Here is a 25,202-nt window from a genome sequence, read left to right as displayed (position 1 = left end):
CTGCCGCGGGTCAATCCCGCCCACTTCGCTCCCGTAAGCGCCGGACGGCCTCCAGCCCGATGCGCCGGCCGCCGATCGCGCCATGGAATACCTTTCCCTGCCGCGCGCCATGGAAATCCGAGCCGGCGGTCGCAATCAGGCCGTGCCGCTCCGCCAATTGCAAATACCGCTCCGCGTCCACGTCCGAATGATCCGAATGCCATACTTCGATTCCGTCCCATGGCGATTCCTCCAAGAGCCGTGCGACCAGCTCGTCATTGCCGTAAATGCCTGGATGGGCAAGCACGGCGGCGCCTCCGGCTTCCTTAATCCAGCGCACCGCCTCGCTAGGCCGGATGCGGGGCGGATTGACGTAAGCCGCCCCGCCCACGCCGATATAACGCTCGAACGCCTCCTGCATGTCGCGCACCGCGCCACGGCGGACAAGAGCGTCCGCGATATGCGGGCGGCCCACCGTCTCTCCCGGCGACAGCGGACGGCGGAGGCCGGACAGAACCTCCTCCATCGTCAGCGGAATGCCCAGCTCGTTCAGCTTGGCGATCAACATCTCGTTGCGGCGGTCCCGGACCGCGCGCAGCTCGCTTAGCCGCTGCAGGAACCGCTCGTCCTTCACCCGCACGAAATAGCCCAGCACATGGATATCGATGCCATCCTCAACCGTGCTTATCTCGACGCCGGGCACAATCTCGATGCCCCAGCGCCGGCCTGCGGCAAACGCCTCGTCAATGCCGGCCACCGTGTCGTGATCGGTAATGGCCAGCGCCTCCAGCCCGGCCTCCTTCGCCAAGCGGACATTCTCTTCCGGCCGGGTCATTCCGTCGGAAGCCTCCGTATGGCTGTGCAGATCCGCTCCCCCGGTCCGAACCGGGGAACCGCCGGCGCCTTCCATCGCCGCCAGCCGCGGCTCCTCCGAACGCGCTGAAGCGGGAATAGCTTGTTGTGAATCGGTCATGGCAACCACTCCTTTTCTTGTCGGGTACGCAAATAGGTCATAAAAGTCGTTGCCGGCAGCGACAGCAGACCGGCCTGAGCATGCACCGCATAGAACTGCCGCTTGATGCGAAGCGACTCGATGCGGAGCACATGGACCAGGCCCAGCGCCTGTTCGTGGCGGACGACGGACGGCGAGAGCATCGTGATGCCGATACCCGCCTCCACGGCCGATTTGACCGCGCCGGTGCTGCCCAGTTCCATGACGACCCGCAGCTTGGCGGGATCGGCCCCGCTCGCGCGCAGCGCCTCCTCCATCACGATGCGCGTTCCCGAGCCGGTCTCGCGCAGCACGAACGGATACTGCATCACATCCTCCAGCCGAACCTTCTCCGCGTTCATGAGTGGATGATCGCGCGGAGTAATGAGCATAAGCTCATCCTCCATCACCGCCTCGACATGGATGTCCGTCTCCGTCACCGGCGCCTCGACGAGACCGAGATGCAGCTGCTGCGCACGAACGCCGGCCACAATCTGGGACGTGTTCATAATCTGCAGCTGGATATCCAACTGCGGATGCTGCTTCGCGAACGCGCCCAGCAGATGGGGCAGCGCATATTCGCCAATCGTCAGGCTGGCGGCCAGCTTCAATCTGCCCTGCAGATCAAGCGTATAGTTGGACATCATCTCTTCGGTCTCGCGGACGAGATCGAGACAACGCTTCGCATAGGGCAGCAGCTTCTGCCCTGCTTCAGACAGATTGAGCTTCTTCGTCGAGCGGTGCAGCAGCTTCGTGCCGAAATATTCCTCAAGCGCCTGAATCTGCATTGTCACTGCAGGCTGGGTCATATGCATCGTCTGTGCCGCCGCGGAGAAGCTCCCCCGCGTGGCGACCGTATAGAAAATATGAAGCTGATGGAAACTCAACCCCATGCGTCCTTCATCCTCTCCAAAGACTCTCTCCCCCATTATACTCCAACGGGAGCAAACATTAGAAAGGCTGCCCGCGAAGCCGGCTCCGGGGCCAGCGGCAGCGGGCCGGAATGCTCGCTCAGGGGCCGGCGGCAGCGGGCCGGAATGCTCGCTCAGGGGCCAACCTCAGCGGCCGGATGCTCGCTCAGGGGCCGGCGGCAGCGGGCAGGGGTGCTCACCCCGGGGAGAGCGGCAGCACGGCGGGAGGCAATTTTTCTAGATTCGTGCTGTCCGCCCGTTCCGGCGCTCCTTTTCCCCAAAATAAAATGACCGCCCCCGGCAGGGAACGGCCTCCTATGCACTGGCTATGTTGTACAGAACTGCCTATCCGGCGCGCTTCGGGAAGCGCCCTCGCTACTTGCGCTTGCGGCTGTTCTTCACGAGCGTCATGCGGCGGGAATGACGGAGCCAGGAGTAGTAGGTCTTCAAATCTCGCAGTTCCATCGTCTCCGACATTTTGCCAAGAAACGTAACGACAATCATCTTCATCATCGGCTCTCCCGCCAGATCGAAATCCCGATCGGAAGGAGTAAATTCCGCCACCACGACCAAGTCCCCGTCAATCAGAAACACATCCTGCTCGTTGCGGTAGTAAGGAGCGATCCGTTCCTGCTTCAGACAATCCCACATAAACGCGGCGATCGATTCGGTATCGGCATCTGTCTTGGAAATCCGATCTACCCAGCGGGATCTGGCATGATGGGTGATGACGATATCAGCCACCTTGTTATCCCCTAACAAGACATAAAAAGGTTCATACGTGCTCCATCGTTCCATGACTTTATCTCTCACTGGTACCACTCTCCACCACGTTAGGTCTTTTTGTCTATGTATATTTACCCAATATATTACATGAAGCGGAACCCGTTCTCAAGTTCACACCACGCTTTTCAGGCCCATTTTTACAAAAGATTAACAAACTGTTCCAAAAAAGACACATTCTCCAACCTTTTTCTTGTTCCATTTCCACTTTTACGAACAGCTCAGCCCTTCCTGTGCATGCTTGGAGAGCGGTATCGGCCGCATCAAGCGTTCACTTCCCACCAATCTCCGGGGTTGCCCCTGCCCTATCTGACGAAGCGCGAGGTACTCGGCCCGTCAGTAACAAAAAGACCTATTCCGTCAGTGGGAATAGGTCTGTGTCCATGCTCTTACATGCCGAAATATTGGGTCTTGTCTTGCATATCCCCGCTATATTCCGTCTTGATTTCGTTCCGGTACGAACGCTCGATTTTTTTGACATAATTCAACCGGCGAACATTCTTCATCGTATCCTCGGCTCGATCCGAGTTGACATACAGAACGGCGTAGTGCATTTTGCGTGAAATATAGTGAAGCGTTCCGTATTTGTCCAAGTTCCGGGCCGCCTTCACATCGGTGACCCATATAATATATCCCGTTCGTTCAGGAAACATAATTCTCCTCGCTTTCCCCCCGAATAAAGGCTGGCTAAGAGCAGCTGCTGCAGCCGCCACTGCACCCTCCGCTTGCGCAGCCTTTTGATGGCAGCGGGTCGTTGCCGGGTACTTTGATCGTAGCGGAGACGGCATGGGCAATCACCTCTGACAGTCCATGAAGCAGCTCGTCCAGCGCTTGCTCCGCCTGCTTGAAGCGGCCCACCTCGTCAATCGCGTCCAGTTGGGCCTGCACGGCCATCACTTCATCCTTCGCCCGGTGATAATCCGGATGGAAATGTCCGAAGCGCTCCGTCTCCTCGAACAGCTCCTTCTTGCGAGCGAATTCGCGAACGAGACGATCGACCTCCGCGTTCTGCTCCATACGTTCTTTCCAATATAGATATTCGGCTACTTCCACCGACTGGTTAATCATATCGCCCAATTGGTAAGCGTTCGTGAGCAGAACGGCCATGTCGACAACGGATTCATACTGTCCTACTGACATGTTATCACGCTCAATTCTTATCTAAATTACCGGCTTGTTCCAGGGCAACCTGCGGGAAGCACCAGCCGCTGCCGTTCCCAATCGGCCGGGGACCATGTCTTCAGCTCTGCCGCGTCTCCCTCACCGGCATCATAAGCCTCCAACAGCCACGCTCCCTTCTCTCCGTCCCGGATACGGACGGGAATAAGCGTCGCGCACTGCCCCGACTGCTCCACTTCGATGGGGGTCAAGAGCCGAATGGCCATCGACACCAGATCCTTCTGTGTGGAAGCATGATAGGAACGCAGCGTTCTTGTCCATTGGCCGGGCACCTCCCGATAAGGCGCCGCCAAATCTTCACCAAGCAGCGGTTCGGTTTCCATTTCATAATACTGCAACGGAGAAGGGCTGTAAACCATTGCTTTCCCCGCATCCTCCGGAGACGCCCCCAAGTCGGCCGAAGCTTCCTCCCACACCGATATCATGACGTCCGTCCCCTCCTTCCCCGCCCACTGTCGCAGAGGCGCGATTCCCGCCTTATCCAGGGTCTTCCCCAGTTCACGGACGCGATCCCGATCGACGATGAAGTCCCGATCCCCGATCAGCTCAATTCCGGCCAGGCCGGAAGGTTCGCGGAGCAGCGCCTCCTTCACCTCCACCGCGACGGCGCTATCTTCACAGCGAAGCAGCATCACTTCGGCGAAGCGGACGCGGCCGTATTGCAAGCTCCACAGCTCCATCGCATCTTGAATATTCTCGGGCACGCCCGACCAGGCATGCGCCTCCATGAAGCGCAAGACGGATGCCATCGTCCTCCCATGCTCCACCCCTTGCTCGAATGAGGCTTTGGTCAACCGGTACACATCCATCTGATCGGTACGGACGCATTCCGCGAACGCTTCCAGCTCCCATCGGAGATAGAACGGGGCGGCGGCAGGAAGCAGGATTTCGAAGTCCGGTTGAATGAAAAATCCCGCTCCTTCCGCCATGTCCTGCTCCGGGAGGCGGTAAGCCCACTCCCCTTCCTCCTGCTCTGGCCGAGCCAGATGACAGAAGCCGAACGCATGGAAGGTTCGCAGCCAGCCGCGCAGCTGGCGTTCCGCGCGAGCCGCGTCCTCGGCATCCAGCAGTCCAAGGCGTATCAGCCGCCCAATGACCTCCCGTTCTTCGTGCCAGGCTCCATCCGCTCCGATAAGGCGAACCGCCAGCACGAGATGGCGCAGCTGCGCATCCGCCGGCAAATAATGCTCCTCCACCACGGACATCACCGCTTCCCGCCAGACCGACGGAGGAAGCCGCAGCCAGCGGGCCAGCTCCGGCTCGTTCACCGCATACCGATTCGCCTCCTTCTTAAGCAGGCCGAAGCGCAGTGCGATATCGATGACCAGTGCGAGCGGCAGCGGCAGCGTGTCGGCGAACGGATATTGCGCTCCCATATCATTCGGAAGCTCCGCGGACGCCCACGGATTGAGCGCCGACAGCCGGGTGACGGCACGCTTGTGGAGCGTTCCCTTCGCCGTCAACGGCAGCCCTTCCTTCGCCGCGAAGACGAGCAAGGAGAACAGGCCGAACACGATGCCGCGGCCCGCTTCGGACTGATAGCCTTCCGGTTCCGGACCATGCGTCTTCGCCTGTTCCTCCGGTACCGGACCCGTCGCCTCTTCCTCCGGCTCCGGCTGTTCCGGATGACGGCCTTCCCCCGGGTGCAGGTCATCCAGCAGGCATCCCAGCAGTTGAGCATATACATCCGACGGCAGGAAGAGCAGTCGATCGCCCCACGCCCGCTTGACGCTCGCCACGAAGCCGTGTTCGGCGAGCGGGTCGCAAGCGGCTAGCAGCGCCGAACCTGCCGCCTCCGGCCCATGCCAGCTCAGCAGCTTGTCCACCGTGAACGGAAGCGGGCCGGCTTGCTTCAGCATGAGCACCAGCGGAATCCGCAGCGGCGGCTGGAGCGCCCGGAACTCCTCCCGAACCGCTTCCGGCCCCTGCGCATAACGCTCCCAGCATTGGCGGGGCGCCAAGGCCTCATCCGGTTCCGTCCGCTTCAACAGCTGAATCGTGTTCACTATTCTCTTCCCCCTCCTCGATAAGATAGCGGTAGCCCTGCTCCACCAGGAACAGCTGCCGCTTGAGCGCGTAATCCCGCTCCTTGGTCGCCTCACTGACCACTGTATAGAAGTAGGCCATCCGACCGTCCTTCTTCGGACGCAGCAGCCTGCCGAGCCGCTGCGCTTCTTCCTGCCGGGAGCCGTAGCTTCCGGATACTTGAATGGCTACGGTCGCGTCCGGCAGATCGACGGCGAAGTTCGCCACCTTCGATACAATAAGCACCGGCAGCTCGCCTTGCTTGAACGCCTCATACAGACGCTGCCGCTCGGCCTGGGGCGTCTGCCCGGTAAGAACCGGGGCCTGCAAATCTGCTGCCAATGTGTCTAGCTGGGACAAGTACTGCCCGATAACCAGCGTCGGCGCTCCGGGGTGGCGCGCGATGAGCTGCCGGACGGCCGGAATTTTAGCCCCGTTCTCCGCCGCGATGCGCGCCCGTTCGCGTAATCCGGTCTGCTGATAAGCGATGCGGGTCGCAGCAGGGAGCGGAACCCTTACCTCCGTGCAGGTGACCTGGGCAATCCACCCGGCCTCCTCCAGCTGTCTCCATGGCACCTCGAACCGCTTCGGCCCAATGAGAGAGAACACATCCCGCTCGCAGCCGTCCTCGCGCACAAGCGTCGCGGTCAGGCCGAGGCGCCGCGTCGCCTGCAGATCCGCCGTCGTCCGGAACACCGGCGCCGGCAGCAGATGGACCTCATCGTAAATGATGAGCCCCCAGTCGCGCTCATGGAACAGACGCATATGGCTCCATTCGCCGTCCTTTTGCTGGCGGTAGGTCATCATCTGATAGGTTGATATTGTCACGGGGCGCACCTGCTTGTCCGCCCCCGTATATTCGCCCACATGCTCGCTCTTCAATGTCGTCCGCTTCAGCAGCTCTTCCTTCCACTGCTTGACCGACGTCGCGTTCGAGGTGAGAATGAGCGTCTCGCTCTGCAGCGCCGTCATTGCCGCCAGGCCGACGATCGTCTTGCCCGCTCCGCAGGGCAGCACGATGACGCCATCGCCGGCTGCCCGCGTCCCCGACCCGATGAACGCGGCGACCGCATCCTGCTGATAAGGCCGCAGGGAGAAGGATGAACTCTCTTCCAGCTGGAACGAGAGCGGCTCTCCGTCGCGGAAGCCCAAATGGTCGATGACAGGATAACCCGCGCGCGCCAGGGCCCGCTTCAGCCGCCCCCGATGACGGGCATGGACGAGCACCCGGCCCTGCTGCGGCCGGCCCGAGAACAACGTGCCGACTTCCGCATCGTGCATGAATCGTTCGAGCGTCTTTTCATCCTCGGAGCGAAGGGTGAAGTGCGTCTCTTTATCCTCCCCTTCCAGAATGAACAAGCCGTACCTTCCCATCCACATCTCGATCTCCTGCTTGACCTTGATGGGCGTCGGGTACGTCGCGTACCGATCCAGCGTCTCCGTGACCGATTGGGCCGTGGCGCCGCTCGCGGCCGCGTTCCACAATGTTATCGGCGTCATCCGGAACGTATGGATGCCCGCCGGATTCTTCATCAGCTCGGCGAACCGCTGCACGGCCGCCCGAATCTCCGGATAGTCCGGGCTCCGCTCGTTCACCAGCACCGTGCAATCCTGTTGTACCACCATTCGAAAAGATGCCTGAGCCAATCCTCTATCCCCTTTCCTGTCCTGCAACACAAAAAAGTTCATCCGTCTCGGAAGAGAGGATGAACCTTGCGCCGTCCAGCCTAACCTAGTGCGTATACGGCGATTGTTCGGAAATCTCGCTTAACGCCTCTCCCGCTTCATCCGCAAAATGCACGTGTACGGCGAGATCCCCAAGCGATACGATGCCGACCAGCTTGCCGTCCTGCACGACCGGCAGACGCCGCACTTGGTGGTCGGCCATCAATTCCGCCGTCTCGTCGATGGTGGCCTCCGGGCCCACGGATATGACTTCTTCCGTCATTACGTCACGGATGGAAGTGGAGCCGGGGTGCTTCTCGGCCATCGCGCGGATGACGAGATCCCGGTCGGTAACGACACCGATGAGGCGTTCGCCGTCTACGATCGGAATAAATCCGGTATCGTGCTGCTTCATCTTGACTGCGGCTTCATAAATATTGTCCTGCGCCGTGCAGGTAACAACGGAATCCGTCATGATGTTCTGAATGTTTGGCATAATCATCCTCCTGTTCAACCATTAGGATAACCGTTATGCCTATGAATTATGCCGGATTACGGATTCATGAGCGCGTCGCATGCCAGCCCCGCCAACAGCTCGCCAGCCGTCAGCATCGCCGGCTCATCGATATCGAAGCGCGGATGATGATGCGGGTAGGAAGCCGCCTCTCTGTGGCCGGCTCCGACCAGCACGAAGCAGCCCGGAACTTCTTTCATATAGTAAGCGAAGTCCTCGGCCGGCATCAGCATATCCGCCTCCTGCACGCGCTCCGCCCCGAAGCAGCCTGCGGCGACACGGCACACTCGCTCCGTCTCGCTCTCATGATTGACCAGCGCCGGATAACCGACGCGGTATTCCAGCTCATACTCCGCGCCATGCATCGCGCATGTATGCCGAAGGATCGTCTCGAACCGCTCCCGCAACTGCTCGCGGACCGCCGGATCGAAGGAGCGTATCGTCCCCTTCAAAATAGCGCGGTCGGCAATGACATTTTGTGTCGAGCCGGCCTGCAGCGCTCCGACGGAGACGACGGCCGGCTGCAGCGGCGACACGCTCCGGCTGACGATCGTCTGCCATTGCTGCACGAGTTGGGCACCGATGACGACGGCGTCCGTGCACAGATGCGGCATGCCGCCGTGCCCGCCCCGGCCGTATACCGTTAAGAAGAAGTCATCCACCGCCGCCATCATCGGCCCCGGCCGCACCGCCACGATGCCCGAAGGGATCGGGGTCCACAGATGAACGCCATACATCCGATCGACGCCCTGCAGCGCCCCTTCCTTAATCATGGCCCGGGCTCCGCCTGGACTGACTTCCTCGGCTGGCTGAAATACAAACCGCACTTCCCCGCTCCACCCTTCGCGGTGCTCCGCCATCGCGCGGGCGACGGACAGCAGCGTCGCCGTGTGCGCATCATGGCCGCACGCATGCATCACCCCAGGTACAGTCGATGCATATTCGCATGCCTTCTCGTCCTGTATGGGCAAGGCATCCATGTCGGCACGCAAGGCGACAACCGGGCCGGCGCCGTTCTTGAGCCTCCCGACCACGCCATGTCCGCCCACGCCGGTTGTCACCTCCAGGCCGAACGATTCAAGCCTCTCCGCGACGAACAGGGCGGTCTGCCTCTCCTCATAAGACACTTCAGGATGCCGGTGCAAATGCCGGCGCCAAGCGACGGTCTCCTCGTAGCGGGACGCCAATGCTTCCTTCCACACCGATGCGGTCGTATTAATCATAAACGATTCCCCTTATCTGTCATGAATGTATTCCGAAATCATCCGTTGTGAACGTTTTCTATATTGTACCATAAAAGCCGGCGCCAAGGGCCCTTTTGCTCTGTCTCAAGCCGTCGAATTCGTTCGGATGCCACATTTGCCACATTTTTGAACAATCCGCTCCGCCGCGGCAAGCGACGTCTTGCGCAAGCCTGGGAAACATACTATCATGAGAAAGAGGTAACCGATTGCACATGATGAATAGGAACGATATGAAGGAGGAATAGATGCATGATTATTGACAACACCGGCCTCATCGGCCTCGAATCGGATCTGGCCTACCTGGATGAGGTAACGGAGAATCTCGGTTTTACCCGCTGGCAGTGGGAATATTACCGGGCTACATACGATTTGAAAATTGAAGATAATAAGAACGGCGAAGCCTACTTTGTACGCATCAATACCCGCGTGAAGGAAGGGAAGCTGGAGAAGCCGGATACGATTCTCTCCATTGAGGCCGTCTACATGGGCCGCGCTTCCTTCCCGCACGGACTGGATTACGAATCTGCGATCCCGCAGCCGATCGTGAATAATGCCACCCAGAAGCTGAATGAGCTGAAGCAAGCGCTTCTTAGCGCCTAAAGGTACCTTCCCTTGAACAGACCGCACAGACCCAGTCAATCGAAGAACCCGCCAAGCACGGGCAAGGGATCGCCTGATTTTATTCTGTTGGTGCTGACCCTGCTGCTAGTCGGGTTCGGCGTCGTGATGGTATTCAGTTCAAGCTCAAGTCTGGCTGCCGTATCCTCGAGGTATGATTATGACTCCTTCTACTTCGCCAAGCGGCAGCTGATGTGGGCTGGGTTAGGCTTCGTGGCTATGCTGTTCGCCATGAACATCCGTTATACGGCCTACAAAATACTGTTCATTCCATTATTCATAGTCACTGTCCTGATGCTTCTCATTGTCCCGTTCACGGCGGAGGATGTGAACGGAGCGCGAAGCTGGTTCTACATCGGAGGCCTCGGCATCCAGCCTACCGAATTGGCGAAGATCGCGGTCGTGCTGTATTTGTCGGCCTTGATCGCCAAGAAGGGGGAAAAATTCCGCGACTTCCGCACCGGGCTGTTCCCGGTCATGATCATCGTCGGCTTCGTCGTCGGCCTGATTATGCTGCAGCCCGATATGGGCGGCGCGATGATACTGGCGGCATGCGCCGGCGTTATCGTCATCGCGGGCGGCGCGAACCTGAAGCATATTATGAATTGCCTGCTCGTCGGCGTCACCGGCGTGCTCGTCGTGCTTGGCTTAAGCATGCTGTTCATGCCGGACAAGCTATCGGGCGGTTACAAGATGGCCAGGGTGCAATCCTGGCTTGATCCGTTCCACGATTCGCAGGCGGCCAGCTACAATCTGCTTCATTCCTTGAAGGCAATCGCGCATGGCGGCTGGACGGGAGCCGGCTTCGGGCAGAGTATTCAGAAGCTGTTGTATTTACCTTATCCTTACAATGACTTTATCTTCGCGATCATCGCGGAGGAATTGGGCTTTATCGGAACCGTCATCTTTTTGCTCGTCTATATATGCTTCATTTGGCGCGGCATCCTGATTGCGCTGCGCTGCCCGGATATTTACGGCACGCTCGTAAGCATAGGTATCGTCGGCATCATCGCCGTCCAGGCCTTCATCAATATCGGCGGCGTCACACGTACGATTCCGATTACGGGAGTTACCCTGCCGTTCATCAGTTACGGAGGATCTTCTCTGTTCATTACGATGGTCAGCGTCGGAATATTGCTCAGCGTCTCGCGGGAATACAACCGCGTGCAGCACAAGAAGGAGACCGGACAATCGGTCCCCCGCCGTTCCAACAAAAAAGACTACCGGCCGCTTCGGTCCGTGTAGTCTTTTTTGTTCCCATGCATTGATGCCCATACATTCATAAGGACTATTTGATGCGCGGCATTTCGTCCAGTTCCTCATCCTTGAAGGCGACGCCTTCCACTTTGACGTTGATCTCGACCACATTCAATCCGGTCATGTTCTGGACCGCTTCCCGCACACTCATCTGCAGCTGCCGGCATACTTCCTGTATCGGCATTCCGTACATAATGATCACTCTCAAATCTATGGCCGCTTCCACTTGGCCCACTTCCACGGACACACCCTTTTGCACGTTGCGGCCGCTCAAGCGCTTGGCCCATCCTTCGGACATCCCTCCGGACATGGCGGCAACACCTGGAGTTTCCAGCGCAGCGAGACCTGCGATTGTGGCGACGACATCATCCGAAATGCGAATGTTCCCTTCCTGGGTATTCAGTTGCTCCTCTGCCATCGTCATCCTCCTTTCTCTCTTACCTTTATTGTACCGATCCCGAATCTTGAAAGCAAACACCTGGTGACAGGTAACGACAAGTTACTTTTGTGTACGATCTTGATGCGGTTGGTTATATTAAATATCGGATGATTTTACGTTATTATGAATTTTTTAGAGGTGATGTTGTGGGAAGACGGTTGTTCTTCATAATACTCTGGCTGACCTTCATCTTAAGTGCAGCCGGACATTACCAGTCCTGGAACATGACGCTTCAATTCGCCCTGTCCGCCCTGGCAATCGTGTTGGTGTCCGGATTCCTCGGCCGGTCGACAGAAGCGGTCTCGCATTATGCCGGCCAGCGCCTGGGCGGATTCCTGAATGCGACCTTCGGCAATACGGCTTGTCGGAGCTATTCGTCGGGGCGTTCGTCATCGCTATTGTCGGCAATGCCACAGAACACAGCGCCGCCGTCATGATGGCCATGAAGAACAAGATCGGGGCCGCCGTGGAGATTGCGATCGGCAGCAGTCTGCAAATCGCCCTCTTTGTCGCTCCCGTGCTTGTATTCGTGAGTGCGCTGTTCGGGCAGACGATGGACATCGTGTTCACGACGCTGGAGATGATTGCTATTGGGGTAGCGGTATTCATCGCCAAGTCCATCTCACAGGATGGACAGACGAACTGGTATGAAGGCCTCCTGCTGCTGGCCGTCTATATCATTCTGGGGGTCTCCTTCTATCTTGTATAGGCTGGGCTTCCCCGCCGTTGCCCTGATTAAGTGCCGCAAGCGGCATGACGGTCCTTAACAGAGCTGGACGCGCAGGGTAACGCCTGTACTCAAAAGGCCCGGGATGTAACATCCCGGGCCTTCCTGTGTTCGCGGATACCCCCGTATCGCGATAGCAATTATTGAGTGGCCTTGTTCAACGCCTCATACAAGGTAGCCAGATTGCGTTCCAACTTGCTTACAAGTTGCTTGCCAACGCTTTCCTCCACCAGTCCGGCTCGAACGGCGAAGTCAACCTGCCGAGAAAAACCGTACATTTGCGTATCCAATACTTCCTCATAGAGAGGGCAGTAACGCGTCGCCAAGTTCTCCATCTGGACCTGGATGAGTTTCTCTATTTGATGCGCATCCGCTTCTAGCAGAGTGAGCGCCCTGTCACTTAGCTGTTGCAACACATTCGACGAAGACATGCCTGGTTTCCCCCCTATGACTCGAAGTCACGATTGTTCTAACTCTAATATTAGACGATCATGACGGGTAACACAAGATGCATGACGAACTTCTCTCATGCTGTGCAACCTCCGCTAGCCGCTATCATGGCTAAAGATATAGAAAGAGCCGGAACATTCTGCTCCGGCTCTCGCTGTTATTCCGCTACAACGGATACGTCCAATCCATGCTTCTTGAATACTTCCGCCATCGCCGCCTTCGCTTCATCCGCATCCGGCCCATGAACGTGAAGCTCGTACTTCTGGTTGCCCACCAAGGTGGTGAACAGACCCAAAATACTCTTAACATCAATGTATTTGTTCTCAGCTTGCAAGACTATCGAAGATCTGAATTTGTTCGCTGCTTGTGAGATTTCCACAATTGCCGTGTTATTAGACATCGAAATCCCTCCGTCATCAATTAGTTCGGTCGGTCTTCTTACGTTTCCATCATACCGTGAATGAGACGCTTGACGCAATAATAAATCCGCAAAAACATGCGGCGAATCAACGGATTTCCCTTATTTCAGATGCTCCGGATTCAAGCACTCCAGCTCAGGGATGACAAAAAGACCGTCTTTGCGCACAAGAACATCGTCGAAATACATTTCCCCCCCGCCATACTCCGGACGCTGGATCAGCACCAGGTCCCAATGGATCGAGGAACGGTTGCCGTTGTCCGCCGTCTCATAGGCTTGACCCGGCGTAAAGTGGATGCTGCCCGCAATCTTCTCATCGAACAGCGTATCCTTCATCGGATGCAAGATGTACGGGTTAACGCCAATCGCGAACTCCCCGATATGGCGGGCTCCCTCGTCCGAATTGAGAATATGGTTGATCCGGGCCGTATCATTGCTCGTCGCTTCCACAATTTTGCCATTCTCGAACCGGAACGAAATATTCTCAAAGGTGAAGCCGTTATAAATCGATGGTGTGTTGTAGGTCAAGGTGCCATTGACGGAATCGCGGACCGGCGCGGTATAGACCTCGCCATCCGGAATATTGTTCTGTCCGGAGCATTTGATAGACCCGATGCCCCGGATCGAGAACGTCAAGTCGGTTCCCGGGCCGGTCAGGCGGACCGTGTCCGTACGATCCATCAGCGCCTTCAGCGACTCCATCGCTTTGTCCATCTTGGAATAATCCAGATTGCACACGTCGAAGTAAAAGTCTTCAAACGCTTCTGTCGACGTGTTGGCCAACTGGGCCATCGAAGCGTTCGGATAACGAAGGACAACCCACTTCGTGCGCTTGACGCGCTCTTCCATATGTACCGGATGCGAATAGATGGCGTCATACAGCTTCATTTTGTCTTCTGGCACATCGGACATTTCGTTCGCGTTCTCCCCGGCGCGAATCCCGATATACCCCTGCATGTTCTGCATCCGGAGCAAATCATACTCCCGCCACGTCTTCATCTGTTCTTCAGACGCGTTCTTGATCAGCGAGCGCAGCACCTTCCGGTCGGTCAACTGCACGAAGGGACGGCCGCCCCGCGCGGCGACTTCATCTACCAGCATCGTCACCAGCTCGCGCTCGGAGCCGATCATCTCAATCAGCACATTTTCACCTGGCTGCACATTGATGGAGTATCCAACCAAGTTCTGTGCCAACTTTTGCAATCTTGGGTCTTTCATGCCATGTTCCTCCTCGGTCGGCCGATAAAATGATGAAACCTTACCTATTGTAACATGAGCGCTTATCGAAGTCAGCGCCGCGCTCTCAATTGGCGGCGGCCCGTCCAAGCCTCAGAACACTCCGGCGTCACTTATAAGAGAAACGCGTCTTCGTATGAACGGTCTCCCGGCGTTCTTTGCCGTTGTCATTGTAAGCGGCCGTGAACCACCCTTCCAGGATGACAGGCAAGGAATGACGCCGTTCTACCCATACGACATAACGCCCGGCGATGCTGGCATCCTTCAGCTTGTGATCCAGGTCGGCCCGGCTGCGGTCCACGATCGTCTTCAGTTCCGCATCCAATTGGTTCCGTTCCTGATCGCTTAGCGAACGGCGTATTTTCTGATACGGCTCGGAAGGAATAATGATCCGCTTATAATCCTCCTCCAACTGGTTGATATAGATTCGCTTCGCATCCTCGTTGGACAATGTTACTTGCAGCGGAACCAGGTCTTTCCCTTCTTGCTCCGCCTTGTTCTCCTGTCCGCCGCCCTTCGCCCCGACGCGTGCCTCCTCTTGCTGAGGCAGGAAGGAGACCTGCTTATTCGCGATTCGCTGCAACTGATCCATCTGCGCTACCGGATTCCAGCGCTTGGCGGTCGTCCGCTGATCCATATCGCCGCTCATCTTCATATGGACGCCCTTGTACTGCTTCGCCTCTCCTTCATACCGGAATTGCTTGGTCAGCAGCATGTCCTCCCCGACGCTGATCTCGGCCAAGCCTTCGAACCGCACTTGATCCTGACCCCCGACTCCGCTCAGGGCCCGGTTCAGTATGTCCTCGGGATTGGCGGTTACTCCGCACCCGTGCAACAGGATGACGAATCCGGCGATCATTGCGGACAACAGGGCGCTTCTTCGAAGCCGACTTATCGTCCCGCCCATAATGAAACCTCCCCTTCTCTTGTCGCAAGAAAATTTGCAATTCCCCTAAAAAAAAGGGGCCGATTTACCGAAATAGAAAGAGATGGGCATTGATCGCCCATCTCTACTATCGTCTCACGCTTGAATTGGGATTATTCATCAGGCAGCATCGGATGCTAGGTGCTGATGCGGATCTGATTCCGGCCACTGTCCTTCGCTTCATACAGCGCCATGTCGGCACGGTAGAACAGCGATTCGACACTGACCATATCGTCCTGCCAGCTCCAGTCGGCGATGCCGCAGGAGACGGTGACATGCGGTTCCGTCTCGTTGGCCACCCGGGTCCGAATCCGTTCCGCAACCCGGATTGTCTGGCTAATGCTAAGCTGCGGAAGGTATATCGCCATCTCCTCACCGCCCCAACGGGCTGCGATATCGGATTCACGAATGGAACTGCGTATAATTTGACTGACCTGATTCAATATTTTATCACCAACCTGGTGGCCATAGCGGTCATTGATTTGCTTGAAATAATCGATGTCCACGACGATAAGCGAGCCGCAGAAGTCATTCTTCTGCTGGCGCTGGATCTGCTTGTCCAAGTAGTGGCGGGCATACAAGCCGGTCAGCTGATCTTTGTTGGCAAGATGCTTGACCCTGCTATGAAGCGCCGCATTCGCGATCGCCAATCCGATGTGGGTCGCCAGCATCTGGAGCAGCTTGAAATTGTCGTAAGTGAAGAATTGCTTGCGCTGATCGGCAAGAATAACGATGCCTACCATCTCCCCGCTGCCGAACAGGGGCGCGGCGATGACGGAATGATAATTCAGCTTCTCGAAAAATTGCATGGATGCAGGAACGTCCACCTCAATATCGGATACGATGACCGGTTCCTTTTCCAAATACATATGACCGAACAATCCTTCATCGAAGGATAGATACGCATCATCGAATTCATCCATGTTGCAGGATACCACTTCATAGCACTGCCGTTCCTCGTTCAATTGAAGCAGCATGCAAAAGTCGGCCCGAAACACGCGCAGCAGCTCGTGGGTCGCGTCATGGAACACATCCCGCAGCCGCAAGCTCTGATTGATGCGCTTCGTCAAGTCATTGATGAACCGCAGTTCCTGTATGACTTCATTCGCCTGCTCATGAAGACGCGCATTCTCGAAGGCCGTGCCGGCCGTCTCCACAATAAGCTGAATCAGCTGCACATCGGAAGGATCCGGCGCCATTCCGGGAAAGCTGACCTTAATCACGCCATAGGCTCCCTGCTTGCCGCACAGCGCAAACCCTACTTCCGTATCACTTTCCGCTCCGTCACGTTCGTAACATATTTCACCCTTCATGAAGGCTTGACGCACGACGCCGTCGCTTCCCGGCTGGAACAGCAAAGGCTTCACCTTCGGATTCGAGCTGATGTGATCCTGAGACAAATAGACCTCGATCCGTGCTTCCGGAACCAGCTGTTCGACACTGGACATTATCTGCGACAAGACAGCATCGACATTGATGCGGTCATGCATATGCCGGATAGCGCCATGCAGCACGTCGCGGCGCTTCAGCTCCCGTTCGGCCGTTCTCAGCGTTCGCTCCAGCTCGTCCACAAAGACCAGCTCGAATTGCCGGTAAAAATGCGTTCGAAGTCCATAAACCCATGCATCCATGCCTGCGAAGAACGATTCATCCGGCTCCTCGTCCAATCGGCATACGACCGCGGCGTAGCCCTCTTCCCGCTTGTTCAGCAGCGGGCAGGCGGCATAGGACAAGCCGAATCCCGTCCGGACGGCCAGCGTGCCTTCCTGGAGCGCGGCAGCGGCTGCGCGTTCGGCTGTGGCTTCGCCGGTTAATTCGGAGTCGCCCGCCATCCACTTGCCTGCATAGTCGAATAACGCCATGCGGCCTCGCAGGACACAGGCGCGGGCAGGCAGTTCCTTCGCCCATTCCTTGTAGGCGGATTGCAGCAGCGGCTGCACATAAGGGAAGTCGTGAACGTTCACATCCCGCTGCAGCACCCAGCTGTCCCGTGGTCGAGGCGGCGGATCCCAGGTTCCGTTCGGAACTGGACCGTTCGTCCCTGCAACCTTCTTGTCCGATTCGATTGGCTGGTGATGGACTAGACGTTCCGTCATGCTCTTCTCCTTCTATATAAAGGGTGGTCTCCTACTATCATACAATATATTTCTACTAAAATGTACTACTTCCACACAAGCTTTAAAAGTTTTTTAGGTCATAAGAACTATGTCGAAAGATCTACGGTTTTGTAAGCCGCATCTTGTCGAATGGTTGCCGCTTTTCTATGATTAGCGAGAAACTTTGAAAAGCACGAGATTTGCAGCAGAACGTCTTGACATTCGGCCCGATGATCTTATAGAATTATTAGATGTATAAGGGGAGAACTGTTGTGTCACCCTCACGTATTTCCATCGCCGGACGGGCAGCGGCTGAAACCCCGTACCGGAGCTGATCGCTATCGGCATAAGGATGGGAATCGGCGCAAAGCGACCCATTATCTAACATTTCGTTTGAGAAGGAGTCAACTTTCATATGGCACGTTACACAGGTCCTAAGTTCAAATTGAGCCGCCGTCTTGGCATTTCTCTGAGCGGCACAGGCAAAGAATTGAAAAACCGCGCTTATCCTCCAGGACAACATGGTCCGGGAATGCGCAAAAAATTGAGCGGCTACGCTATTCAATTGCAAGAGAAGCAAAAGCTTCGCCATATGTACGGCTTGGGCGAGAAGCAATTCCGCACCTTGTTCGACCGTGCAGCGAAAATGCAAGGCATCGCCGGTGAGAACTTCATGTTCCTGCTGGAAAGCCGTCTGGACAACCTTGTTTACCGCCTCGGGTTCTCGAATTCCCGCGCAGGCGCGCGCCAATTGGTTGCTCATGGACACGTTACGGTGAATGGCAAGAAAGTCGATATCCCATCCTACATTGTTACTCCAGGCGACGTTATCGGTCTTCGCGAGAGAAGCCGCAGCCTGAAAGTAATCAAAGAAGCGATGGAAGGCCGTCATCACCTTCCGAACTACTTGGAATTCAACGAAGCTGCTCTTGAAGGCAAGTACATCCGCCTGCCAGAGCGCGGAGAATTGTCCCAAGAGATCGACGAGAAGCAAATCGTCGAGTTCTACAGCCGTTAAGATTCTTATCTTGAGGCAGCGAGCGAATCGCCGTTCCGTATGGACGGCGATTTTTTGCGTCTATTTTTGCGTCCTTCTTTTGACACTGCGTACCGAGAACGGTATTCGTTTAGAAGTTTTTTTCAAAAATCCTGCAAAACAACAGCATTTTCGTAAGCGCTTCTTCGCCGTAATGAAGTTCCTGCGCAAATGCAGCATTTTCAACTATATCATTTAAATTTAAGAGGAAACAGACAAAAAGGATGCTGATTTGCAGGAATTTCATCGAATGTGATTCCAAAAGGCGGGAATTACTGTATAAACGCAGGATTTTGCCTATCCGCATTGAGAAAGGCGTTCGCATCCCTTAGCTTAAGCATGAAGCCTCGCCCCCACTCTCTTCCTGGGGCCAAGGCTTCTTCTGCAAATGCAATTGCTTACCTATGTTACACAAGCTTCACTTTGGCGAATTTGCGCTTGCCTGCTTGCACGATATCTCCATCGCCATGCAGAAGCTCGGCATTCGTATCATCGATCTTGACTTCATTAATCCGGGCGCCGCCCCGCTGGCTGCTGCGCGTCCGCCTCTCTGGCCTGTACAATGCCGGACATCAGCTGCTTCTGTCATCGATTTATCATATTCGTGTCTTTTCAAGATAAATTAATGTATAACACACGGCCATCACGTTCATCAAATCGTTTGCTTCGCCTTCCTCTTGTCACTTACATTCCTTTTGTAAGCAGCTAAAGAAAGTAACATCTACCAAATCAACTTTTGTGGTATAATGGAAAGCGCTGCAATATAAGGAGGAAAAAATGCATGGTAGATGAGAAACTGACGGAAAAGGACGATAAACCGAAGCCAAAAAGGTCGGTTGGACGTCGAATCTGGACCGTCACGAAGTGGCTCATGCTGCTCGGTATTCTATGTTGCTTATTCGTAGGCGGTGCTGGCATCGGCTACGTCACTTCCCTCGTGAAGGATGAACCGATTCGTTCCCGGGAATACATCGAGCAGAAGATTCAAGAAAATGCATTCACAGGTTTTGTATATTTTAATGACGGCTCTCCTATCGGCCAGCTTCGCACCGATGAAGACAGACGGCCGGTAACGATGGAAGAGATTCCGCAGACCGTTATCGACGCGCTTATCGCAACGGAAGACAACCGTTTTTTCGAGCATATGGGCATTGATATCCGGGGACTGTCCCGGGCTGTTATGCAAAAAGTGCTGAACAAGCCGGTGCAGACGGGCGGGAGCACCTTGACCCAGCAGTTGGCGAGACAAGTGTTTTTGACCTTGGATCGGACCGACAGCCGGAAAGCCAAAGAGATCTTTCTCTCCCTGCGCATCGAGCGCATGCTGTCGAAGGAAGAGATATTGACCGCTTACTTGAACAAGGTCTCGTTCGGGAACGGCTCGAGCGGGTACAATCTGTACGGCATCAAGGCAGCGGCCAAAGGAATCTTCAATATCGACAAGCTTGATAAGCTGAATATAGCCCAATCGGCGTATTTGGCCGGTCTTCCCCAGCTCCCTTCTGCCTATTCCGCGTTCACGGGCAAGGGAGAAGTCAATGAGGAAGGCATCGAAAGAGCCATCAAGCGCCAGAAGCTAGTACTGAAACGCATGCTCGAAGAGCATAAAATTACGCAGCAGCAATATGACGAAGCATTGGCATTTGACATCCGGGGCTCCATCGCCAAGCCAAATGCGAAGGCATATGCGATTTACCCATACCTGATGCTGGAAGCCGAGCGGGCTGCCGCTGAAGTGCTTGTCCTGCAGAAGTACCCGGAATTCACAAGGGCCGATCTGCGCAAGCGCGAGAATGCGGAATTGCTGCAGAACGCCCGGGAGCAGCTGCTCCACGGCGGGTATAAGGTCTACACCACGATCGACAAGAAGATTTACAAGGCCATGAAGAACGTGGCTAACAATGAGAACAACTTCTCTCCGTACAGCGAGACGAAGGGCTTGGAGCAAGTCGCCGCGATGATGATCGATCATCGTACCGGGGCGATCCTCGGCATGATCGAAGGCCGGGATTTCTATGAGGAGCAGATGAACTTCGCCACGCAGATGTTGCGCCAGCCAGGTTCGACGATGAAGCCGTTGGCCGCCTATTTGCCAGCTCTGGATCAAGGCTTGATTCAACCGGCCTCGATAGTCGACGACGCGCCGATGGTGTTGAAGGACGGTTCCAAGGGGTACCATATTCCCGGCAACGCGAATATGAGATACCAGGGGCTCGTTACCGCAAGAAAGGCACTCAATGAATCGCTTAACTTGCCGGCGCTCAAGATCTACATAGAGAAGCTGGGTGTCAAGCAAGCGCTAGACTTTGTCCAGAAGCTTGGAATTACGACGATTCAGCCGGAAGATTATTACGCCCAGACCGGGGTAATCGGCGGCCTGCGATATGGCGTTACCGTGGAAGAGATCACCAACGCCTTCGGCGTTATCGCCAATGATGGTCAATATAACGATCCGCACATGATATCCAAGATCGTCGATTCGAACGGCAAAATCATTTATCAGCACAAAGTCGATCCGAAGCAGGTCGTGTCCAAGCAGAGCGCGTATTTGATGACGGATATGCTGAAGACCGTCATTACCGATTCGCGCGGTACTGGACGCCGGGTGCAGTGGGAGTTCGATCTGTTCGGCCAAGTGGAAGTGGCCGCCAAGACCGGTTCGACCCAGAACTACGCTGACACCTGGTTCATCGGCTACACACCAGATGTGACGATGGGCGTATGGGTCGGCTATGATCAACAGATTCACGTATTGAATCGCGATGCTTATTCCCGTTCCACGGAGATCTGGTCCAAAGTCATGAACGAAGTGAACAAGCTGAAGCCGGAATTGTTCGAAACGAAGAAGTTCAGCCAGCCTGACGGCATCGTGCGGATGACCGTCTCCGGATTAAGCGGGAAGCTTCCGAACGAACTGACGAAGCAGGCCGGCCGTTACGTCACGGATCTGTTCAATAGCAAATTCGTGCCGACAGAGACCGAAGATGCCCTGCAGAAGATGAAGTACATCACATATGACGGCGTCAACTATATCCCGCAGGATACGACGCCTGACGATATGACCCGCGAAAAAGTGGTCATCAAGCGCGAGAAGCCGATTCAAGAGCTGATAGAAGAGCTGAAGCAAGCGCTGAACCATCTGTCTTCCAGCAGCCAGCGGCGCTCGCTGTCCTCCTATTTACCGGAGGACGCCAATACCGATGCGCCTGCCAAGGTCGATCCGCGCCAGGATGACGGCAAGCCGCCGGCACCGCCGGCCGGTGTAAGTCTGGAGGAATTGGGCGATACGGCGCTGCGCATCTCGTTCTCGCGGAACAGTGAAGCGGATGTCGTCGGCTATCGTCTGTACCGCTCCTTGGACGGCGGTCCGTTCAAGCGTGAAGAAGGAACGGTGCTGACGGGAGAGGAGCTTCAATTCAAGACGTATTTCTCCAATTCGCATCAGTACGCTTACTATGTGACGGCTGTCGATGTGGCCGGTAATGAATCCGCCCCATCTCAGACCGTGACGCTGGGAGGCGCTAACGTGGAGCCTGACCCGGATGGTTCCGGCAATGGCAGCACAGATACGCAAAACCCCGGCTCATCTGAAGACGGCAGCGCGGGTGAGGACGGGCAGGACCAAGGAACGGAGACCGAGACTCCGGACGAGACAGACAACCCGCCGAGCCCGCCGGGCACGCCGGGCAATCCGCAAGCTTCCTTGACGGATATGGGCTTGAAGCTGACCTGGAGCGCCTCGGCCAACAATCCGAGCGAGTATGTGATCTACTACAGCTCCGACGGTGGATCATATGAACGCATCGGCACTACGCCGACGGCACAGTTCGAGCTAATCACGATCTCGCCGGCAGGCTGGTACCGGGTCACGGCCGTGAACAGCGCCGGGGAATCGAGCCCGACTTCGGCAGTTCAAGTCAAAAATCAATAACGAAACGCGCGAACCCTCGCGTCCCGCGAACGAACAACAGCGATGGCATCCTGAGCCATCGCTGTTGTTTTATTGGGGCCGACAGCAGAAGAGGAGGCCCTAAAGGCCTCCTCTTCGCCATACGGAATCAGTCTTCGATTGTCGATAAGTCGCCTGTCGGCAGATTCAGCTCCCATGCCTTCAAGACACGGCGCATAATTTTCCCTGAACGCGTCTTCGGCAGCTTATCCTTGAATTCAATCTCACGCGGCGCGGCATGCGCGGATAAGTTCTCCTTCACGTATCTGGAAATATCGGCCTTCAGCTCATCCGAGGGGCTGTAGCCTTCGCGCAGAGAGATGAATGCCTTAATAATCTCGCCGCGGACCGGATCCGGCTTGCCAATGACCCCGGCTTCCGCAACAGCCGGATGCTCCACCAGCTTGCTCTCAACCTCGAACGGCCCGACCCGCTCGCCTGATGTATTGATCACGTCGTCGATTCGTCCCTGGAACCAGAAATAACCTTCCTCGTCGCGATAAGCCGAGTCGCCTGAAATATACCATCCGTCAACGCGGAAATACTCTTCGAACTTGGCCGGATTGTTCCATACTTGGCGCATCATCGAAGGCCATGGCGTACGAATGGCCAGATTCCCCATCCGGTATGGCGGCAGCTCGTTCCCCTGATCATCGATAATCGAAGCTTCTACGCCCGGCACCGGACGCCCCATCGAACCGGGCTTCAGCGGCATCGCCGGATAATTGCAAATCAGTTGTCCGCCCGTCTCCGTCATCCACCACGTATCATGAATGCGCTGACCGTATACTTTCATGCCCCAGCGAACGACTTCCGGATTGAGCGGCTCGCCGACGGACATGACATGCCGGAGGCTGGACAGGTCGTATTGGTTGATAACATCGTTCCCTGCGCTCATCAGCATGCGGAACGCGGTCGGCGCACTATACCATACCGTCACATTATATTTCTGAATCGTGCTGTACCAATCCTGCGGGCTGAACCGTCCGCCGCGGACCACATTCGTTACGCCATGCAGCCACGGTGCAAATATGCCGTACGATGTACCGGTAACCCAGCCGGGATCAGCCGTGCACCAATATACGTCATCTTCCTTCAAATCTAGCACGACATTGCCTGTATGATAATGCTGCATCATTGCATTTTGAACATGATAGACGCCCTTTGGCTTCCCGGTCGAGCCGGATGTATAATGCATAATGAGGCCGTCTTCACGGCCCAGCCACTCCATCTCCGCTTCCTCGGACGCTTGCGCCATCTCAGCGAAGAAATCGATATAGCCATCCGCCGTATTCACGTCTTCGCCGACGAGAATCACATGCTTCAGCGTTGGAAGCTCCTCGCGCGGAACCCGGTGGGCCAGCGCCGGCGTCGTCACGATCGCCACAGCCGCGCTATCCTGCAAGCGATCCTTGACCGCCGTCTCCATGAACGCTTCGAACAGCGGGCCCACGACCGCTCCCGCCTTCAAAATGCCGAACACGCTGACATAGAGCTCCGGCGTGCGCGGCATAAAAATAAAGACCCGCTCACCCTTCTGAATACCGAGCGAGCGAAGCACATTGGCGAATTGGTTGGACTTGCGCTTCAGGTCCGCGAACGTATAGGATTCGTCACGCTGCGCATCGCTATAGAGCAGAGCCACCTTATCCCCGCGGCCCTGATCGACATGGCGGTCAATCGCCTCGTAGGCCATATTGACCCGGCCCGTCTCCGCCCAGGAGAAATTCTGCTCCACGCTCTCCCAGCTGAAATCGGCAACCGCCTCTTCGTAATTTTTCAAGTTCGGGTTTGTTGCTGATGGTGTAATGATTTCTCCTTGCACGTTACTCATTGTCGCTTCATCCTCCTGTTTCCTCACTTCATGACTGTTCATGATTAGTTGCTTGGTCATGCCAGCATTTGCCTCATTCGCAAATAAAACCGCTTTCAGGAGCTTGCAAAATTTTTTGACTTTGATGTGAATCGTGCTGTCAAGGGGAGATTTCATGAATTATTAAAGCTTGATTTATTATAGCATATGTTTTTCTTTTAGCCTATTCTTTTCCTTTTCAAAACGGCCTTTTTTTGCTATAACCAAGGGAAGAGACGAAAGGAGCTGCTGGGTGTGGAGCATCGAAAATGTTATCACGCGCAAATCATCCCTTACGAAGATCGCGTCATCGTCGTGGAAGGTCCCGTCAAGCCGGAGCTGCTGGGCACATGGGACATGCACCCGGATCTGAACGCGTTCCGAAGGCCGAAGGAACAGCAGGAAGCGCTAATCGAAATCGCCGGGCTGCCGGAAGGACGAATCATCGCGGCCCGGGACGGCCAGACCATCATCGGATATGTCACCTTTCACTATCCGGACGAACTGGAGCGCTGGTCGGAGGGCGGCATGGAGGATCTCATCGAGCTGGGCGCCATCGAGGTCGCCAACGAGTATCGTTCGCTGGGGCTCGGCAAAAAAATGATTACTACCGCGTTTGAAGACGATCAGATGGAGAGCTATATCGTGTTCACGACCGAATATTACTGGCATTGGGATTTGGAAGGCACCCGGCTCAATGTGTGGGATTACCGAAAAATGATGGAGCGGCTGATGGAATCGGTCGGCATGGTCTGGTATGCGACCGACGATCCGGAGATCTGCTCGCATCCTGCCAACTGCTTGATGGTCCGCATCGGCAAAGATGTTCCGCTCGCCTCGCGGGAGCAATTCGACCGCGTGCGCTTCCGCCAGCGGTTCATGTACTGAATTAATCTAATCATTATGGC

At 56.0% G+C, this 25,202-nt stretch carries 22 protein-coding genes and 1 pseudogene; 6 read left to right on the top strand and 17 right to left on the bottom strand.

Going from position 1 to position 25,202, the window contains the following annotated elements; translation table 11 throughout:
• Positions 1-10 precede the first annotated feature (10 nt).
• From FLT43_RS26575 to FLT43_RS26535, 9 genes are all read right to left on the bottom strand, one after another.
• The gene (locus FLT43_RS26575) at positions 11-952 is read right to left on the bottom strand and encodes a PHP domain-containing protein (protein ID WP_087442911.1); all 942 of its coding nucleotides are present in this window, start codon (positions 950-952) and stop codon (positions 11-13) included.
• The gene (locus FLT43_RS26570) at positions 949-1,863 is read right to left on the bottom strand and encodes a selenium metabolism-associated LysR family transcriptional regulator (RefSeq protein WP_087442910.1); all 915 of its coding nucleotides are present in this window, start codon (positions 1,861-1,863) and stop codon (positions 949-951) included. The genes FLT43_RS26575 and FLT43_RS26570 overlap by 4 nt, the downstream gene beginning before the upstream one ends.
• Positions 1,864-2,256: 393 nt before the next feature.
• Positions 2,257-2,694: a hypothetical protein gene (locus FLT43_RS26565; protein ID WP_087442909.1), complete on the bottom strand. Its 438-nt coding sequence runs from the start codon at positions 2,692-2,694 to the stop codon at positions 2,257-2,259.
• Between the two features lie 359 nt (positions 2,695-3,053).
• A complete protein-coding gene (locus FLT43_RS26560) occupies positions 3,054-3,317 on the bottom strand; it encodes a YlbG family protein (protein WP_087442908.1) in 264 nt (87 codons plus the stop codon).
• Between the two features lie 34 nt (positions 3,318-3,351).
• Positions 3,352-3,804, bottom strand: coding sequence for a YlbF/YmcA family competence regulator (locus tag FLT43_RS26555; protein ID WP_087442907.1), 453 nt, complete (start codon positions 3,802-3,804; stop codon positions 3,352-3,354).
• A 26-nt stretch (positions 3,805-3,830) separates the two neighbouring features.
• Entirely contained in the window at positions 3,831-5,849 is a 2,019-nt protein-coding gene (locus FLT43_RS26550) for a helicase-associated domain-containing protein (protein WP_087442906.1), read from the bottom strand.
• Positions 5,809-7,494 (bottom strand): DNA repair helicase XPB, encoded by a 1,686-nt coding sequence (locus FLT43_RS26545; RefSeq protein ID WP_087442905.1) that lies wholly within the window; start codon positions 7,492-7,494, stop codon positions 5,809-5,811. The genes FLT43_RS26550 and FLT43_RS26545 overlap by 41 nt, the downstream gene beginning before the upstream one ends.
• 106 nt (positions 7,495-7,600) lie before the next feature.
• Positions 7,601-8,029, bottom strand: a complete 429-nt coding sequence (locus FLT43_RS26540) for a CBS domain-containing protein (protein ID WP_087442904.1) — start codon at positions 8,027-8,029, stop codon at positions 7,601-7,603.
• Between the two features lie 56 nt (positions 8,030-8,085).
• The gene (locus FLT43_RS26535; protein ID WP_087442903.1) at positions 8,086-9,270 is read right to left on the bottom strand and encodes an amidohydrolase; all 1,185 of its coding nucleotides are present in this window, start codon (positions 9,268-9,270) and stop codon (positions 8,086-8,088) included.
• A gap of 270 nt (positions 9,271-9,540) precedes the next feature.
• On the opposite strand from FLT43_RS26535, the gene FLT43_RS26530 reads away from it, so the two are divergent.
• Both FLT43_RS26530 and ftsW read left to right on the top strand, forming a co-directional pair.
• On the top strand, positions 9,541-9,891 hold the full coding sequence (locus FLT43_RS26530) for a YugN family protein (RefSeq protein WP_087442902.1): 351 nt from the start codon (positions 9,541-9,543) through the stop codon (positions 9,889-9,891).
• A gap of 12 nt (positions 9,892-9,903) precedes the next feature.
• On the top strand, positions 9,904-11,154 hold the full coding sequence (ftsW, locus tag FLT43_RS26525; protein ID WP_087442901.1) for a putative lipid II flippase FtsW: 1,251 nt from the start codon (positions 9,904-9,906) through the stop codon (positions 11,152-11,154).
• Between the two features lie 43 nt (positions 11,155-11,197).
• Here ftsW and FLT43_RS26520 read toward each other — a convergent pair whose 3' ends face one another.
• Positions 11,198-11,584, bottom strand: coding sequence for an Asp23/Gls24 family envelope stress response protein (locus FLT43_RS26520; protein WP_087442900.1), 387 nt, complete (start codon positions 11,582-11,584; stop codon positions 11,198-11,200).
• Between the two features lie 167 nt (positions 11,585-11,751).
• On the opposite strand from FLT43_RS26520, the pseudogene FLT43_RS26515 reads away from it, so the two are divergent.
• Positions 11,752-12,314 (top strand): annotated as a pseudogene (locus tag FLT43_RS26515) (hypothetical protein).
• A 158-nt stretch (positions 12,315-12,472) separates the two neighbouring features.
• Here FLT43_RS26515 and FLT43_RS26510 read toward each other — a convergent pair.
• The 5 genes from FLT43_RS26510 to FLT43_RS26490 form a co-directional block, all read right to left on the bottom strand.
• The gene (locus FLT43_RS26510) at positions 12,473-12,763 is read right to left on the bottom strand and encodes an Fpa/YlaN family protein (RefSeq protein WP_087442899.1); all 291 of its coding nucleotides are present in this window, start codon (positions 12,761-12,763) and stop codon (positions 12,473-12,475) included.
• Between the two features lie 176 nt (positions 12,764-12,939).
• Complete coding sequence (locus tag FLT43_RS26505; RefSeq protein ID WP_087442898.1) at positions 12,940-13,182, bottom strand: HPr family phosphocarrier protein; 243 nt, start codon at positions 13,180-13,182, stop codon at positions 12,940-12,942.
• A 120-nt stretch (positions 13,183-13,302) separates the two neighbouring features.
• Positions 13,303-14,418, bottom strand: coding sequence for an aminopeptidase (locus FLT43_RS26500; RefSeq protein ID WP_087442897.1), 1,116 nt, complete (start codon positions 14,416-14,418; stop codon positions 13,303-13,305).
• Positions 14,419-14,545: 127 nt separating this feature from the next.
• Entirely contained in the window at positions 14,546-15,343 is a 798-nt protein-coding gene (locus FLT43_RS26495; RefSeq protein ID WP_087442896.1) for a hypothetical protein, read from the bottom strand.
• 155 nt (positions 15,344-15,498) lie between these two features.
• Complete coding sequence (locus FLT43_RS26490; RefSeq protein WP_087442895.1) at positions 15,499-17,457, bottom strand: sensor domain-containing diguanylate cyclase; 1,959 nt, start codon at positions 17,455-17,457, stop codon at positions 15,499-15,501.
• Positions 17,458-17,872: 415 nt separating this feature from the next.
• On the opposite strand from FLT43_RS26490, the gene rpsD reads away from it, so the two are divergent.
• Complete coding sequence (gene rpsD, locus FLT43_RS26485) at positions 17,873-18,475, top strand: 30S ribosomal protein S4 (RefSeq protein WP_087442894.1); 603 nt, start codon at positions 17,873-17,875, stop codon at positions 18,473-18,475.
• Between the two features lie 425 nt (positions 18,476-18,900).
• Here the strand turns inward: rpsD and FLT43_RS26480 are convergent, their stop codons facing one another.
• A complete protein-coding gene (locus tag FLT43_RS26480) occupies positions 18,901-19,056 on the bottom strand; it encodes a hypothetical protein (RefSeq protein WP_174818194.1) in 156 nt (51 codons plus the stop codon).
• 218 nt (positions 19,057-19,274) lie between these two features.
• Here FLT43_RS26480 and FLT43_RS26475 point away from each other — a divergent pair, with 218 nt between their 5' ends.
• Complete coding sequence (locus FLT43_RS26475; RefSeq protein ID WP_087442893.1) at positions 19,275-22,424, top strand: penicillin-binding protein 1A; 3,150 nt, start codon at positions 19,275-19,277, stop codon at positions 22,422-22,424.
• A gap of 127 nt (positions 22,425-22,551) precedes the next feature.
• On the opposite strand, the gene acsA is transcribed toward FLT43_RS26475, so the two are convergent.
• Positions 22,552-24,276, bottom strand: a complete 1,725-nt coding sequence (gene acsA / locus FLT43_RS26470) for an acetate--CoA ligase (RefSeq protein WP_087443029.1) — start codon at positions 24,274-24,276, stop codon at positions 22,552-22,554.
• 273 nt (positions 24,277-24,549) lie between these two features.
• Here acsA and FLT43_RS26465 point away from each other — a divergent pair, with 273 nt between their 5' ends.
• The gene (locus FLT43_RS26465) at positions 24,550-25,182 is read left to right on the top strand and encodes a GNAT family N-acetyltransferase (protein WP_087442892.1); all 633 of its coding nucleotides are present in this window, start codon (positions 24,550-24,552) and stop codon (positions 25,180-25,182) included.
• Positions 25,183-25,202 lie beyond the last annotated feature (20 nt).

This window comes from Paenibacillus thiaminolyticus, from assembly GCF_007066085.1.
GTDB lineage: Bacteria > Bacillota > Bacilli > Paenibacillales > Paenibacillaceae > Paenibacillus_B > Paenibacillus_B thiaminolyticus.
The sequence above is the reverse complement of the archived record's forward strand: the minus strand, read 5'-3'. Positions and strand labels throughout refer to the sequence as shown.